Here is a 14,881-nt window from a genome sequence, read left to right as displayed (position 1 = left end):
GCCATCAGGCATTGCCATGTTGCCGGATATCGGCTGTCGTCTTAGCTGGCCTCGCGTATTGAAATTTCAGGATATTCCAATGAATCAAATCGACCGACTGCTCGGTATTATGCAGCGCCTGCGCGACCCGGAAAACGGTTGTCCCTGGGACAAAGAGCAGACATTCGCCACTATTGCCCCTTACACCCTCGAAGAAACCTATGAAGTGCTGGACGCAATTGCGCGGGAAGACTTCGACGACCTGCGTGGAGAGCTGGGTGACTTGCTGTTCCAGGTGGTGTTTTACGCCCAGATGGCGCAGGAAGAAGGACGTTTCGATTTCAATGATATTTGCGCCGCCATCAGCGATAAGCTTGAGCGTCGCCACCCACATGTTTTTGCTGATGTTTCTGCCAGTAACAGCACTGAGGTATTGACCCGCTGGGAGCAAATCAAAAGCGAAGAACGCGCCCAGAAGGCGCAGCATTCCGCACTCGACGATATTCCCCGTAGTTTACCGGCGTTAATGCGCGCCCAAAAAATCCAGAAACGCTGCTCTAATGTTGGCTTCGACTGGAAAACATTAGGACCGGTTGTCGACAAGGTTTACGAAGAGATCGATGAAGTCATGTTTGAGGCGAAGCAGGCTGTTGTCGACCAGGCTAAACTGGAGGAGGAAATGGGCGACCTGCTGTTTGCTACGGTCAATATGGCTCGGCATTTAGGCACTAAAGCAGAGACCGCATTGCAAAAAGCGAACGAGAAATTTGAGCGCCGTTTTCGTGAGGTTGAGCGAATTGTAGCGGCCCGGGGTCTGGAAATGACTGGTGTTGATCTGGAAACTATGGAAGAAGTCTGGCAACAGGTAAAACGGCAGGAAATTGATCTCTAAGGGATTTCGCCGGTCAAGGGCGATTTGTGTGATTTTTTAAATAACAAGCGCTTGATTTACGTCAAAAACATTTACCCCAAAGGGGCTATTTTCTCACTCCCGATGTTTATGTGAGCCTGGTGAAGAGGAGGAATAATGAAAGTTTGTGGCGCTCGTCATGTTCGGGTATACTACTTTCCCGTCTTGGTAATTCCATCGTTTCACCCTAACTTCTCAGGTCCAGCATGACAACGAACTATATTTTTGTGACCGGCGGGGTCGTATCCTCTCTGGGTAAAGGCATTGCCGCAGCCTCCCTGGCAGCCATTCTTGAGGCTCGTGGCCTCAACGTGACCATGATGAAACTGGATCCGTACATCAACGTCGATCCAGGTACTATGAGTCCAATCCAACACGGGGAAGTGTTCGTTACTGAAGACGGCGCTGAAACCGACCTGGACCTGGGTCACTATGAGCGTTTCATTCGTACCAAAATGACTCGCCGCAATAACTTCACTACCGGTCGAATTTACTCCGATGTCCTGCGCAAAGAGCGCCGTGGCGACTATCTGGGTGCAACCGTACAGGTTATCCCGCACATCACCAACGCCATTAAAGAGCGTGTCCTTGCCGGTGGTGAAGGTCATGACGTCGTTCTGGTTGAAATCGGCGGTACGGTCGGTGATATCGAATCCCTGCCATTCCTGGAAGCGATTCGCCAATTAGCGGTAGATATTGGTCGTGAACACGCGCTGTTCATGCACCTGACTCTGGTTCCTTACCTGGCCGCTGCCGGTGAAGTCAAAACTAAACCGACTCAGCACTCGGTAAAAGAGTTGCTGTCTATCGGTATCCAGCCTGACATTCTGATCTGTCGTTCCGATCGCGCGGTTCCGGCCAACGAACGTGCAAAAATTGCATTGTTCTGTAACGTGCCAGAAAAAGCCGTTATTTCAATGAAAGATGTCGATTCCATCTATAAAATTCCAGGCCTGTTGAAATCCCAGGGCCTTGACGATTATATTTGTAAACGATTCAGCTTGAACTGTCCGGAAGCTAATCTGTCAGAATGGGAACAGGTTATCTACGAAGAAGCGAATCCGGCAGGCGAAGTGACTATCGGTATGGTCGGCAAGTATATTGAACTGCCGGATGCCTATAAGTCAGTTATCGAAGCATTGAAGCACGGTGGTCTGAAGAATCGTGTCACCGTCAACATTAAGCTGATCGATTCGCAAGATGTCGAAACGCGCGGCGTTGAGATCCTGAAAGGTCTTGATGCAATCCTGATCCCTGGCGGCTTCGGCTACCGTGGTGTTGAAGGTAAGATCGCGACAGCGCGCTTTGCGCGTGAAAACAATGTTCCTTATCTGGGTATTTGCCTGGGTATGCAGGTTGCGTTGATTGAGTTTGCACGTAACGTAGTGGGTATGGATAACGCCAACTCCACGGAATTTGTGCCAGACTGTAAGTACCCGGTGGTGGCCCTGATTACCGAATGGCGCGATGAAGACGGCAACGTTGAAGTCCGTACCGAGAAGAGCGATCTGGGCGGCACAATGCGCCTTGGCGCCCAGCAGTGTCAGTTGAGCGACGATAGCCTGGTTCGTCAGCTGTACGGCGCGCCGACAATTGTTGAACGCCATCGCCACCGTTACGAAGTCAACAATATGCTGTTGAAACAGATTGAAGCTGCGGGTCTGCGTATTGCAGGCCGTTCCGGTGATGATCAGTTGGTCGAGATCATTGAGGTACCGAATCATCCGTGGTTCGTGGCCTGTCAGTTCCACCCGGAATTTACTTCCACGCCACGTGATGGGCACCCGCTGTTTGCCGGCTTTGTGAAAGCCGCCAGTGAACATCAGAAGCGTCAGGCGAAGTAAGAAGTAAAAAAGTTAGAACGGCAATGCACCCATCCGGGTGCATTGTTTGTCTGGAGTTTTAGTTTAACTTGTACTGAGGAAAATCTAATGTCCAAAATCGTTAAAATCATCGGTCGTGAAATCATCGACTCCCGTGGTAACCCGACTGTTGAAGCCGAAGTACACCTGGAAGGTGGTTTCGTTGGTATGGCAGCAGCTCCGTCAGGTGCTTCTACTGGTTCCCGCGAAGCACTGGAACTGCGCGACGGCGACAAATCCCGTTTCATGGGTAAAGGCGTACTGAAAGCTGTTGCAGCTGTTAACGGCCCAATTGCTCAGGCTCTGCTGGGTAAAGATGCTAAAGATCAGGCTGGCATCGACAAGATCATGATCGATCTGGACGGTACTGAAAACAAATCCAACTTCGGTGCAAACGCCATCCTGGCTGTGTCCCTGGCGAACGCCAAAGCAGCAGCTGCTGCTAAAGGCCTGCCGCTGTATGCACACATCGCTGAACTGAACGGTACTCCGGGCAAATACTCCATGCCGGTTCCGATGATGAACATCATCAACGGTGGTGAGCACGCTGACAACAACGTTGACATCCAGGAGTTCATGATTCAGCCGGTTGGCGCTAAAACCCTGAAAGAAGCCGTACGTATGGGTTCTGAAGTGTTCCACAACCTGGCTAAAGTTCTGAAAGCTAAAGGTATGAACACTGCAGTGGGTGACGAAGGCGGCTACGCGCCGAACCTGGGTTCCAACGCTGAAGCTCTGGCTGTAATCGCTGAAGCGGTTAAAGCAGCTGGCTACGAGCTGGGCAAAGACATCACCCTGGCGATGGACTGTGCAGCTTCTGAATTCTACAAAGACGGTAAATACGTTCTGGCTGGCGAAGGCAACAAAGCATTCACCTCCGAAGAATTCACCCACTTCCTGGAAGAACTGACCAAACAGTACCCGATCGTGTCCATCGAAGATGGTCTGGACGAGTCTGACTGGGACGGTTTCGCATACCAGACTAAAGTTCTGGGCGACAAAATCCAGCTGGTTGGTGACGATCTGTTCGTAACCAACACCAAGATCCTGAAAGAAGGCATCGAAAAAGGCATCGTTAACTCCATCCTGATCAAATTCAACCAGATCGGTTCTCTGACCGAAACTCTGGCTGCGATCAAAATGGCGAAAGACGCTGGCTACACCGCTGTCATCTCTCACCGTTCTGGCGAAACTGAAGACGCTACCATCGCTGACCTGGCTGTTGGTACCGCTGCAGGCCAGATCAAAACCGGTTCTATGAGCCGTTCTGACCGCGTTGCTAAGTACAACCAGCTGATTCGTATCGAAGAAGCTCTGGGTGAACAAGCACCGTACAACGGTCGTAAAGAGATCAAAGGTCAGGCGTAATCCTGTTCTTTAACTCTTAACGTAAAAACCCGCTGCGGCGGGTTTTTTTATGCGTTCAGCGGAATTTGATGCAGATAAATCTGCTGGCTGTTTTTACCGGCAAGTTTCTGAAGGAAGCAAAATAGCGCATGATTCTTTCGCAGATTAAACTTTTTTCGGATGATGTATTTATGCACATAGAGCGTTTTCTCTGAGATTGACATGTTGCTGGCAATCTCAGATGTCGTTATCCCCTGATAGATAAAGGACATAATACGCCTTTGCTGCCTGGTCAGGACTTTATGTGGACAATGAAGACATAATGTTTTCCCAGGCTGTCTTTGCTTTTTTCTTGATTCCCGCCAGGCGGTTAATACTTTCTTTTTGACTATCGACAGTGAGTCCTGTCGGTGAATAAAAATGATCCGGGCAATGCAAAAGGGCAGATCGGAAGGGGAGTCAATCACCTCATCAGTTAAGCCAATAATAATGCCTGTTGTCCTGTTCTGTAGTTCAGGAAAACACATGAGATGCTCTCCCGGAGCCAGAGAAATAACGACGATATCTGCCTTATCAAAGTTTTGTTGGGAGTAGGATGTTAAAAAGTCAATTTTATTGGCGGTTCTTCCAAGGAATATCTCTATAAAAAAATGTTTCAATCCTTCGCGATAAAATTCGTAAGGGTCCTGTATGAGTATTTTCATATTAAATATACCAGAGCCAGTAGAGGCATTTATTAATAATAATTAGGGTGGTTTTTTTAGTAATTCAAATTCATTTGCACCAAAGAATTAAACGTATTGGGAAGGGGGCAGATACCAGTCAGTAAAAAGATCGCTGGATACAGGGGACAAAGCGCCAGGATAGAATAATTCATTTGTTGCACCATGATAAATATCCTTTACACAGAAATAGTTCGGTTTACTGATAAGTCATTGTGAATTGCAAAATAGTAACTTAATTGTAAGTAAAGTTGGCCTGAACGATACCAGCGATCGTCCCCGGCATCACATTGCCTTTGGAATAGGCCCGGGCACGTAAATTGTATGTAACGGTACGATCGGCCAGGACTGATTGAGTAATATTCGTATTATTTCCTTTCAGGTAACCGGTGCTGACCTGGATCAGTTCTATCGCAACGTTCGCCGTTCCGGTATTTTTATAGCGTACCGGAAAGTCGGGATCTTCCGTTCCGGTAAATGTCACGACCACGCTGGTGGTTCCCACCGGGCAACTGGCAAGGTTAATGGTAAAATTTACCGGGGTAGAGGTTGTACCTGCCGCTGCAATATCTGCAGCCGGGATGTCTCCCAAATTAACATTGATATTGCTGCCACTGGCTACGACACACGGGGACGCAATAACTTTCCCGGTAATATTAATATTGACCGGTTCGGCCCCGGCAATATGGATTGTCGCTCCCAGATACAGCCCCGCCAGCGCCAGATGAATGAATCTTTTTTGAATATTCATTTTATGCCTCTCCTTGTATAATTCTGATGGCCGAGTCGCCTACTGATAAGTAATATTGAGCGTCGCAGTGGCGTTAGCGCTGCCTGCGGTCACGTTGTCTTTCGTCTGAAAATAGCGTGCGGTGAAGGCTCCCGGAGGGAATTCCTGCCCGCCTGCTGAGGTTTTCAGCACGATGTTGTTATTCAGCTTCAGGGGCGCGCCCCCATAAAGCAGCTGGATCCCGATTCCGCTCGCAACCCCTGACATCCCAGCTCCTGATAATGCCAGGATACTGTCATTGGCGGTTTCAGTACTTTGCGTCCCGCTTAACGATGCGTTAATCCGGGTGCCCGCATCACAGTTAAGGTCTATTGTGAAAGTCCGATCGCCTTTGGTGGATCCTGCACCGCTAAAACTATCCGCTAATACCGGATCCAGGGGGACAGCGATACTCGCGTTATTTATTGCGCATGCCTGGACCGTCACCACCACTGACCCCGCACCTGACCAGATGGGATTTAAATCCCACTGTCCGCTTTGATTATTTAACGAATAGCTTGAGGTTACAGACGGTATTGTCGTTATTGCTCCTGAGGAGACATTGGGCCTGGTTTTCACAAATTGCAATGATGCACCCATGGATAAACCCTGCGTGTCCTTTTTAAGTATATGGCAGGTATAAGTCCGGGTTGAGTTTGAAATATGATCGTCAAATTGCACCGGGCAAAAAGACAATGAGCCTGTATTCAGGGCAAAATTATAACGAACGCCAATTCCGTCAACATTCGTGGGATAGACATCGGTATAACCTGCAACGGGGGCTGAATTAACCTGTAAACGCAAGTACACATCTCTGTCGGCGTCAGGATCCCCGAAGCAACCCAGCCCCCATACTTCGCTGCCAATAGATCCAAATTTATTACTGAAAACATTCATGGTGGCGTCGTCACGTTGATAATTTAACGCTCCTGAGAACGTATAATACCCGCCGGAATTTACACAGCTGGCCGCTTCAACAGAGGCAGTAAACGCACCGGTTAACCCAAGTACCAGGACGAATATATGATTCTTCTGTATCTGTAACATAACGCATACCCTCGCCGCTATTTCAGGTGACTATTCTCAGCAACCCATTCAGAGCCTGGCTCTAAGCAGGGTGGTTTTGTTTATCGGTAAGTAAAATTCATTTGTACCAGGGAATTAAACGTACCGGGGAGGGTAGTGTCAGAGACAATCACCCGACCAGCCAGTAAAAAGGTCGCCTTGCGCTGAGCGTCAACCAGGACGTTCATGCTGCTGCCGTTTCCCTGCACCTGCGCCTTGTTTGTGTCCTGGGCCATTTGCACGGCGGCGTTGGCGGCGGTCCCCGTACTGGCATACAGCGTGGGATCTTCTACGGCCGGCTGTCCGTTGAACGTCACGTCCACCGATGTCGTTCCTGCCGGGCATTTGAAAAGCCTCACCTCGAAGGATTTCCACGCGGACGCATTTCCGTCGGCGCGCATTTCATTTAAGCGGAGTTGGCCGAAATTAACGCTCTGGTTTTGCGAGGCGATATCGACCACGCAGGGAGAAGCCACAACATGACCACCGATATTGATCTCCGCAGCATATGCAGGGCACGCCAGACAAAGCGCCGGGAGAACATATTTCATTTGTTGCTGCATGATAAACACCCGTTAAGCAGAGAAGTCAGGTTTACTGATAGGTGAAGGTGACTTGTGAAACGCTCACTATCGTGCCGGGCATGACGTCTGCCGCTGCAGCAATGGCGCGTGCGCCTATCGGGAAGGAGACAGTGCGGTCGGTTGCAACATTACGCTTTAATGTGGTTCCCGGACCTAAAAACTTACCGTTACCGGAACCCAGACTCTCTTTAAGCTGTACGTTAACATTGGTTGCCGTCCCGGTATTGGCATAATCCCCGGGGCTGTTTGCTGCTGGCGTTCCGGAAAAGGCAGCCGTTACCGATGTTGTGCCAAAAGGACAATCTTTTAAGATTAAATAAAAGATTTTGAATGTTGTGACGTTACCAGGCTGTGCCAGGGCGGTGGCCTGAATATTATCACCCAAATTAACATTGAGCTGTGATTGGGTGGTGTCAACGGTACAAGGTGAGGCGACGACTTTGCCGGTAATATTAATATTGACCGGTTCTGCTTCGGCAATATTTATTGCCGCTCCCAGATATAGCCCCGCCAGCGCCAGATGAATGAATCTTTTATGAATATTCATTTAGTCCCCTCCTTTTTATAACTCAGATGGCGGAGCCGTCTACTGATAAGTAATATTGAGTGTCGCGGTGGCGTTAGCGCTTCCCGCGGTCACGTTGTCTTTCGTCTGAAAATTATCCCATGCCATACCCCCCTTTTGTTGTTCGATATTGCAGGCGGCAAGCGCAGAAAATGAGCTGCATATTAGAAAAGCAGCGCTCCAGATAATTTTCTGAAATTTCATTTTGTTCATTGGTATACCTCAATACGCAACAGGTATCAGATAAAAAATTATTTTTTTGAACGGCTAAGTTATTTACTTAATGACATCGCTCGCTAATGATCTGAATATCGCTATTTTCCGGCGGCGCTTTATCCAGGGAATAGTTCACCTGACACTGCTGCTCTGCGCCTTTCCCCCATTTCACTCTTAGTTCGCCGCTGTCGGCCAGACCGGTCAGATACACCTGTCCGCCATCGCCAACGATAAACGCCTGGGCGCTTTTCTGCGCGGTATCGCTGACCGTCGCGCCAAATGGCACCGGCATTCCACCTTGCAGCAATAGCGTCATCATCACGCGCTGCCCCACGCTGGCGTTAAAGCTGGCCTGCACCACGGCTCCCCGCGTCGGCACCACGTTGCGGGTGGTCTGCATCAGCTCTACGTTATCGGGCAGCGTCAGCGTATTCAGCTGCACCTGGTTTTTACGGTAGGGCGAGGTATAAGGCACGATGGCATAGCCGCGCCAGTCGGTTTTCACCCCGCTCTGATTGCTCACGCCAACCCCGGAGGCTCCCGGTGCCTGAACCAGCGCCATGGTTTCACCCAGCGGTTGGCCGAAGGTGACGCCGCTGGCGTGCGCGACTATCCCGCCCTGTAGCCCGTAGTTCAGCCGTTGGCTGTTTTTGTCGTAAGCATATCCCGCAGTGACTTCAGCATAAGTTCCGCGATAGTCGGCGTTCAGATTGCCGCCGTTGCCCGTTCCCTGGCTGCCGTAACTCTGCTGGATGCTCCAGCTCAGGTTATTGCCCTCAAGCGTCGTACCATTGAGACCCACGGTGTGATTGGTGCTCCCTTTCTGGCTGCTACTGACGTTCCACGACGCGTGGGTATTACTCAACCAGCGATTCAGTGGAATGCTGATATTCAGTGAGAACACCTGGTCGCGCTCATAGACCTTTTCTTTGCCGGAGCCCCCGCTGCGCGACGTCGAGTTAATGTTATAGCTGTAATTAAACCCGTAACTGATGCCGTTCCAGCTATTGTTGTAACCGGCGCTCATCGACCGCAGGGTCCGGCCGCTGTTCCAGTAGTCTTCGTTTATCAGGCTAAGCGACAGCGAGCCCGCTCTTTCCCACAAATTCTGGCTCAGCGACAGTTCAGTACGGTTACGCCTGCGCTCGAAAAACGTCGGGGTGTTCCCGCCGCGCCAGGTATCCATGACTTCTGCCAGCGTGTAATAGCCATCGGTCGAGTAGCGATAACCGGCAATGGCGAAGTTAGTCCCGGTTTCGACAATATTTTTGCTGTAGCGGATCCGCCATGACTGGCCTTTCTCCTTCGGCTGGTTCTGTATCTTCGACCAGCCCTGGGTGACATCCAGCGAAAGCGCGCCAATTTCCCCCAGATTTTTACCGACGCCCAGCGCCAGCGACTGATAGTGATCCGAGAACTGGCCGCCGCCATAGAGGGTAAAACCCCGGGGCAGGCCGTAGATCAGCGTCGCCTGGCTAAACGGCGTCTTTTCCACGCTGCGGTCATACGAACGATACTGGCCGCTGGTCAATGAATATTTCAGCCGCTGTTCACGCTGGAGCACCGGCAGTGAGGCAAACGGTACGACGAGATTCTGCTCGCTGCCGTTATCTTCTTTAATCGTCACATAGAGATCCCCGCTGCCGCCGGTGGCGTACATGTCGTTGATTTCAAATGCGCCCGGTGCCACATAGCTCTGATAAATAACATACCCGTTCTGCCGGATAATCACCTGCGCGTTGGTTCGTGCAATGCCTTTGATCGCCGGTGCATAGCCCTTCATGCTGTCGGGGATCATCTCCTCGTCGGACGCCAGCTGCGCGCCGCGAAAAGGAACGCTGTCGAAAATATCGGACGGGGAGGCACTGTCTCCCAGCACCAGCTGGCTCTTCAGGACGCGAATATCACGGGACAAATAGGTATAGACGGTGTCCCAGCTGTCGCGACCGTTATTATCCCGCTGAAAAGTTGTGTAATTACGCAGCCGCCAGGGACCGATATTCATGCCGGGACGCAGGTTGGCGTACTGGGTCGTACTGTCCGTGCCGCTACGATCCCGCGCCCGGGTACTGGCGCCGTTCACGCTGTAATTAAGCAGCAGGGCGGTGATCCCATCATCCCACTGCGTTTCAGGAACGTAATCGCGTGGATTCATCACAATGGCGGCCTGCGGAATGCTCAACAGCAGTTGCTGCGCGCTAAAGCGAAACTCTGCGCGAGCCTGGGGGATCGCGTCCAGCCTGGCACACGGCGCGGCGGCATCGCCCAGATCCGGGAACAGGTCGGTTTTGACTCCCATCGCGCTAAGCTGGCTCACGCTCAGGCATGGCGACAGAAGCGCTTTCCCGTCCGGGCCGGGCTGCATGCTGAACTCCACTTCCCGGGTTTCCTGAAACTGGTTGTTGACAGAGATATCGACCCGGTAAATGCCCGGTGCCTGGCCGTTTTCCTCTTCAAATACGCTAAGATCGGTCTTTTCCTGATGCGGGTTGTCAATTTCCAGCATCAGCGGATTAAAATATTCCCTGGCGTGTGAGGCAAAAGTCGTTAAATTTAATAGTAAAAAGGGTGTCGAAAAAAGATAAATCAGCCTGCGGATATTATTGGTTTGTGGATATTTGCGCAGGTTTTTTGGGCTCCCCATCTGTATAGTCCTTCCCTGAAGGGTAAATAATTTACGCCGGATTCCTGTGCTGTTATTTATCAGAATGAAGCCCGATGAAGCTCGCCGATTCCGCCGTAATCATTAATAATTTTCCAGCTCACGCTATTACCCGCACCGCTGGGTAATTCAAAAATGGCGCTACTCTGCGGCGCAATATACCGGGCATCTTCCAGCTCTTTACCTGCAACGGTAACGCTCTGAAAATTCATATAAAATGAGGTCGGGTTACTCACCTCCAGCCGGTTGCCGCGGCGCTGCCAGGAAAGTTTATGGGTTAACACTTCCGCGGAGCCTGTTAAACCTTCAGGGCGATAGATCAGTTTGATGCGCGTCTTGACCGCGATCTGCAGCAGGTTTTTACCCTGATCTTTTTCTATCGAGGGGATACTCTTAATATTCAGCCAGTACAGCGATTCCCTATCCTGCGGTAGATTCCCGCCCGCCCGCACGACGCGCAAGACATTTTCCTGCCCGCCGTCCAGACGAAATAACGGCGGGGTGATCACAAACGGCGTTTTCTCTGCGCGATTAATTTCGGGTTCGACCCAGCTTTGCACCAGATAAGGTGCCTGGTCCGGGTTGCTCACATTAATTGAAGACTCTTTCTTACTCCCATCGTAAATTAAGCGGGTGCCACCCACAATCAGGCCAGCCTGGGCTAAACCTGAGGTTATTATTATTGCAGTCAGCAAGGTGAGAGGAATAAGTTTCATCATTAGTCATTCATTAAAAGAGTGAGGACGGACCGACAATAATCCATCGGTCCGAATAACAATTTCGTTATGCAGGTATGACGGGCTATTAATTATAAACAATGGTGAAACTTGCCATTGAATTAGCCTTGCCTGCGGTAACTGTTGTCGATGTGGCGATATAGCGCGCAATAAAATCCAGATTATTCACCACGCCGGTACCTGACGTCAGAGGGTATTGTTTGGATGCGTTATACAGCGGAATCGCGGTATTGGCATCGTCGTATAATTGAATCCCCACGCCGCCTGCCACGCCAGTTTCTGCGGTCAGGGCCAGCACGCCAGGACTCCCTGCTACCGGGGAGCCGTCAAACTTCACGGCCGCCTTGGTTGCGCTTACCGGGCAATCCGTGAGCTGCAACGTGAATTTGGTCGGTGCAGCAGTAGAGCCTGCGTTGGTAAAGGCGCTCTTACTGACCTGACCTAATGTCACCGTCAGCGGACTGGCCGGACTATTGGTGACTTTACAGGCAGCATCAATAATCTCGCCGTTAAAATTCACCTCTCCGTCAGCTGCCATCGCTGAAACTCCAGCCAGAGACGAAATCAGCACTCCCAGTGGCAGTAATTTGCTTTTCATGATCTATTCCTTGAGTATATTCAATTTATTAGTATTAATGTATTGCCAGGCAAACGGCAGCTTTTTGAAATTTATCAATAGAATATCGTCCCGTTTCCAGGCTCACAGATCTCTAATGATAATATTAATAAGAATGACATTTCCCTGCTTTTATATTTAAAACGGGTTTGTCAAACGTTATAATTTGTATGAGATTATTCTTGTACATTTCAAAATATCCGGCAACACTTTTTTGGGTGTAATTTTACACCCTGTGTGTTTTCCGCGATAAAAGGGTTATGCCAGAGGGGGGGGTAAGTCTTGGGAAAATAGCGACTGCCAGTTAACAAAACCAGAAAATATTATAAGGGTAAACATTTCATCGAAGATGAGTACGTTATTTTTCTTCGTTGATACAATAGGTTAGTACTTTAACGGAAGATGCTCGATTGTCAAAAGGATGCCGTTTTCAATGCTGATATAGCCCCCCTTTTTAAGCTGGGCGAGGATTTTCATAATGCTGCTACGTGAAAGGCTGGTTTTCTGCTGGATATACTGCGCGGCAGAAACATCATGTCTGTATTCCGCTGGTTCACTCATCAACTCCTGTAACTGAACGCGGACAATTTCATAGGCACAGGTGGCCATGAGCCTGGTATTTATCGTATACAGTCGTGAGGTGACTCTGAGGCTATGGCAGGCCAGCAGCCTCCAGAGATTGTGTTCGGTGACGAACTGGTTGACCTTATCGGTACGGGTAACGGCGATCTCAGAGGTACTGTGGGTCTGAATAAACATCCCCGCCTCGGCGTAAAGTGTTCCACTGAGACCCATGATCCCTGGCACATACAGCGTGCCCAGCAGAATTTCACTCGTCTGATGATAGACGTTGCACACGCCGCTTCGTACCAGATAGCAGTACGCAACGCCATTATTATAAAGATATAACCGGGTGTTGGGAGGATACATAGCAAAAGTCGCCAGAGGAGCCAGGCTTTCCAGCAGTTCGGCGGTAGCGGAGAGGTTCAGACTGCGATCCGGATGTTCGGTATCCATAACATACTCCTCATGTTGATTGACGCTCACTTAAAATTTGACTCAGAATTATCCGATAGATCTTAATCTTATTTCTTTTTAAATCAATATCTTCAAAGTAATATTTAATTTTGTTTATATAACAAAATAATTCTGATAAATAATTTATGGTTTTATTACTTATTTCCTTTTACTAAAATGGCTGTAATATCAAACTGGATGATTTTTAAGAAGAATGAATTCAGTACCCATAATAGTATTATGGATATTTATGCAAGTTATTTATGGGTGTAATTTTACACCCATAAATAACTTTTAAAAATCTAAAACAATTATCATAATTATCGTTTATGTGAGGGGAGTGCGTTAGGGGGATGTTCATAAGCCTATGGAGGGATTTATTTGTGAATAATAAAAAAAGAGCCACCTCAATAAGTTACAGCATCAGACACAAAAAGCCTCTGGCTGATATCAATCAACTGATAAGCATTCTTACACCTTTTGCCAATAAGCTGACGATCGCCAATAAGCAGTCACTTAAATTTAGAGTGGATGGGCAGCATAAATGTTTTTTACTTCATCAAGGTAACATTACGCTTTATCGCCATGCCGACGGTATTGCCTTAAACTCAGAATCAGCTCCCTACATATTTGGCTTAAGTACGCAGTTGCTGGAGCATGATTATTTCTATATTAGAACGAATGAGACTTCTGATATTAGCGTTCTTTCTATTGACGATGCCAACCGGATTATCGACAGGAGTAACCTGTGGAAAGGCGTAGCCGCGCTATTAATTTATAGTGCGACAAGAATGTTCGATCACTGCACGAAGATCTCGGCATTATCTTCTTATGAGATTATATGCTATCAGCTCTATGAACTGATGGATGAAACAGAAGAGGTGAGAAATAATGTCAGCATTGTTTCTTATATTTTAAGCCGTACCTTTCTGTCGCGCAGCAGCATCATGAAGATACTGGCTCAGCTGAAGACCGGAAATTATATCGAGACTGAAAAAGGCCTGCTCAGAGCGATAAATAACATACCTTCAAAATATTAAATCATCACCGCTGGCGACAGCACCTGAAGCCACAGAGGCGCGGCGGCTCCCGTACATGACCTGATGACCGAAATCTGCGATACTTATGCTTTATCCCCCTCACAGAGATGACTATGCAGTACCCGATTAACGAGATGTTCCAGACCCTGCAAGGTGAGGGTTACTTTACCGGCGTCCCCGCCATTTTTATTCGTTTACAGGGATGCCCGGTTGGCTGTGCCTGGTGCGATACCAAACACACCTGGGATAAGCTTGAGGATCGGGAAGTCTCCCTGTACAGCATCCTGGCTAAGACCAAAGAGAGCGATAAATGGGGCGCGGCGAGCAGCGAGGATCTGCTGGCGGTCATTGTGCGTCAGGGCTATACCGCCCGTCACGTGGTGATAACCGGTGGCGAGCCCTGCATTCATGACCTGATGCCGCTGACAGACCTGCTGGAAAAGAACGGCTTTAGCTGCCAGATTGAAACCAGCGGTACCCACGAAGTGCGCTGTACGCCGAATACCTGGGTGACCGTATCGCCGAAGGTGAATATGCGCGGCGGTTATGATGTGCTGTCGCAGGCGTTGGAGCGTGCGAATGAAATCAAACATCCGGTTGGTCGCGTTCGCGATATTGAAGCGCTGGATGAACTGCTGGCTACGTTGAGCGACGACAAACCGCGTATCATCGCCTTACAGCCAATCAGCCAGAAAGAAGATGCCACGCGTTTGTGTATTGATACCTGTATTGCGCGTAACTGGCGTCTGTCGATGCAGACCCATAAATATCTGAATATTGCCTGATGATA

At 49.4% G+C, this 14,881-nt stretch carries 15 protein-coding genes; 5 read left to right on the top strand and 10 right to left on the bottom strand.

Translation table 11 applies throughout. The annotated features are described in order from the left end of the window. The first annotated feature begins 79 nt into the window (after window positions 1-79). The 3 genes from mazG to eno all read left to right on the top strand — a co-directional run bounded on the left by mazG (window position 80) and on the right by eno (window position 4,119). A complete protein-coding gene (gene mazG / locus BZK42_RS11000) occupies window positions 80-871 on the top strand; it encodes a nucleoside triphosphate pyrophosphohydrolase (RefSeq protein ID WP_016154234.1) in 792 nt (263 codons plus the stop codon). A gap of 224 nt (window positions 872-1,095) precedes the next feature. Further along, entirely contained in the window at window positions 1,096-2,733 is a 1,638-nt protein-coding gene (pyrG, locus tag BZK42_RS10995; RefSeq protein ID WP_016154233.1) for a glutamine hydrolyzing CTP synthase, read from the top strand. 87 nt (window positions 2,734-2,820) lie between these two features. Further along, window positions 2,821-4,119 (top strand): phosphopyruvate hydratase, encoded by a 1,299-nt coding sequence (gene eno, locus BZK42_RS10990; protein WP_003034129.1) that lies wholly within the window; start codon window positions 2,821-2,823, stop codon window positions 4,117-4,119. Between the two features lie 47 nt (window positions 4,120-4,166). Here the strand turns inward: eno and BZK42_RS10985 are convergent, their stop codons facing one another. From BZK42_RS10985 to BZK42_RS10940, 10 genes are all read right to left on the bottom strand, one after another. Beyond that, entirely contained in the window at window positions 4,167-4,802 is a 636-nt protein-coding gene (locus BZK42_RS10985; RefSeq protein WP_080859157.1) for a helix-turn-helix transcriptional regulator, read from the bottom strand. A gap of 253 nt (window positions 4,803-5,055) precedes the next feature. After that, window positions 5,056-5,571, bottom strand: a complete 516-nt coding sequence (locus BZK42_RS10980) for a fimbrial protein (protein ID WP_052951268.1) — start codon at window positions 5,569-5,571, stop codon at window positions 5,056-5,058. 39 nt (window positions 5,572-5,610) lie between these two features. After that, window positions 5,611-6,636, bottom strand: coding sequence for a fimbrial protein (locus tag BZK42_RS10975; protein ID WP_052951267.1), 1,026 nt, complete (start codon window positions 6,634-6,636; stop codon window positions 5,611-5,613). An 80-nt stretch (window positions 6,637-6,716) separates the two neighbouring features. Continuing rightward, on the bottom strand, window positions 6,717-7,217 hold the full coding sequence (locus tag BZK42_RS10970) for a fimbrial protein (protein WP_053389432.1): 501 nt from the start codon (window positions 7,215-7,217) through the stop codon (window positions 6,717-6,719). A 31-nt stretch (window positions 7,218-7,248) separates the two neighbouring features. After that, window positions 7,249-7,785: a fimbrial protein gene (locus tag BZK42_RS10965; RefSeq protein WP_080859156.1), complete on the bottom strand. Its 537-nt coding sequence runs from the start codon at window positions 7,783-7,785 to the stop codon at window positions 7,249-7,251. Between the two features lie 39 nt (window positions 7,786-7,824). Further along, window positions 7,825-8,016 (bottom strand): hypothetical protein, encoded by a 192-nt coding sequence (locus BZK42_RS10960; RefSeq protein ID WP_047357895.1) that lies wholly within the window; start codon window positions 8,014-8,016, stop codon window positions 7,825-7,827. A 67-nt stretch (window positions 8,017-8,083) separates the two neighbouring features. Beyond that, window positions 8,084-10,663 carry a fimbria/pilus outer membrane usher protein gene (locus tag BZK42_RS10955; protein ID WP_080859155.1) on the bottom strand — a complete coding sequence of 860 codons (2,580 nt, stop codon included), beginning with the start codon at window positions 10,661-10,663 and terminating at the stop codon, window positions 8,084-8,086. 59 nt (window positions 10,664-10,722) lie between these two features. Next, window positions 10,723-11,397, bottom strand: coding sequence for a fimbrial biogenesis chaperone (locus tag BZK42_RS10950; RefSeq protein ID WP_080859236.1), 675 nt, complete (start codon window positions 11,395-11,397; stop codon window positions 10,723-10,725). Window positions 11,398-11,485: 88 nt separating this feature from the next. After that, window positions 11,486-12,016, bottom strand: a complete 531-nt coding sequence (locus BZK42_RS10945) for a fimbrial protein (protein ID WP_046276152.1) — start codon at window positions 12,014-12,016, stop codon at window positions 11,486-11,488. Window positions 12,017-12,418: 402 nt separating this feature from the next. Beyond that, window positions 12,419-13,051, bottom strand: a complete 633-nt coding sequence (locus BZK42_RS10940; protein WP_047414339.1) for a winged helix-turn-helix transcriptional regulator — start codon at window positions 13,049-13,051, stop codon at window positions 12,419-12,421. A 383-nt stretch (window positions 13,052-13,434) separates the two neighbouring features. Here BZK42_RS10940 and BZK42_RS10935 point away from each other — a divergent pair, with 383 nt between their 5' ends. Then, window positions 13,435-14,091, top strand: coding sequence for a winged helix-turn-helix transcriptional regulator (locus tag BZK42_RS10935; protein ID WP_249025139.1), 657 nt, complete (start codon window positions 13,435-13,437; stop codon window positions 14,089-14,091). Window positions 14,092-14,204: 113 nt separating this feature from the next. Beyond that, entirely contained in the window at window positions 14,205-14,876 is a 672-nt protein-coding gene (gene queE / locus BZK42_RS10930) for a 7-carboxy-7-deazaguanine synthase QueE (RefSeq protein WP_016154229.1), read from the top strand. Window positions 14,877-14,881: the final 5 nt, after the last annotated feature.

It is taken from the genome of Citrobacter braakii, from assembly GCF_002075345.1.
Classification (GTDB): Bacteria; Pseudomonadota; Gammaproteobacteria; order Enterobacterales; family Enterobacteriaceae; genus Citrobacter; species Citrobacter braakii.
Note: the sequence above shows the minus strand (reverse complement) of the source record. Positions and strands in the feature narration are given on the sequence as shown.

What these genes read in the sequence shown, in the direction of transcription:
- mazG (WP_016154234.1), top strand. Translation starts at nt 80, where the DNA reads ATGAATCAAATCGACCGACTGCTCGGTATTATGCAGCGCCTGCGCGAC.
- pyrG (WP_016154233.1), top strand. Translation starts at nt 1,096, where the DNA reads ATGACAACGAACTATATTTTTGTGACCGGCGGGGTCGTATCCTCTCTG.
- eno (WP_003034129.1), top strand. Translation starts at nt 2,821, where the DNA reads ATGTCCAAAATCGTTAAAATCATCGGTCGTGAAATCATCGACTCCCGT.
- BZK42_RS10985 (WP_080859157.1), bottom strand. Translation starts at nt 4,802, where the DNA reads ATGAAAATACTCATACAGGACCCTTACGAATTTTATCGCGAAGGATTG.
- BZK42_RS10980 (WP_052951268.1), bottom strand. Translation starts at nt 5,571, where the DNA reads ATGAATATTCAAAAAAGATTCATTCATCTGGCGCTGGCGGGGCTGTAT.
- BZK42_RS10975 (WP_052951267.1), bottom strand. Translation starts at nt 6,636, where the DNA reads ATGTTACAGATACAGAAGAATCATATATTCGTCCTGGTACTTGGGTTA.
- BZK42_RS10970 (WP_053389432.1), bottom strand. Translation starts at nt 7,217, where the DNA reads ATGCAGCAACAAATGAAATATGTTCTCCCGGCGCTTTGTCTGGCGTGC.
- BZK42_RS10965 (WP_080859156.1), bottom strand. Translation starts at nt 7,785, where the DNA reads ATGAATATTCATAAAAGATTCATTCATCTGGCGCTGGCGGGGCTATAT.
- BZK42_RS10960 (WP_047357895.1), bottom strand. Translation starts at nt 8,016, where the DNA reads ATGAACAAAATGAAATTTCAGAAAATTATCTGGAGCGCTGCTTTTCTA.
- BZK42_RS10955 (WP_080859155.1), bottom strand. Translation starts at nt 10,663, where the DNA reads ATGGGGAGCCCAAAAAACCTGCGCAAATATCCACAAACCAATAATATC.
- BZK42_RS10950 (WP_080859236.1), bottom strand. Translation starts at nt 11,397, where the DNA reads ATGAAACTTATTCCTCTCACCTTGCTGACTGCAATAATAATAACCTCA.
- BZK42_RS10945 (WP_046276152.1), bottom strand. Translation starts at nt 12,016, where the DNA reads ATGAAAAGCAAATTACTGCCACTGGGAGTGCTGATTTCGTCTCTGGCT.
- BZK42_RS10940 (WP_047414339.1), bottom strand. Translation starts at nt 13,051, where the DNA reads ATGGATACCGAACATCCGGATCGCAGTCTGAACCTCTCCGCTACCGCC.
- queE (WP_016154229.1), top strand. Translation starts at nt 14,205, where the DNA reads ATGCAGTACCCGATTAACGAGATGTTCCAGACCCTGCAAGGTGAGGGT.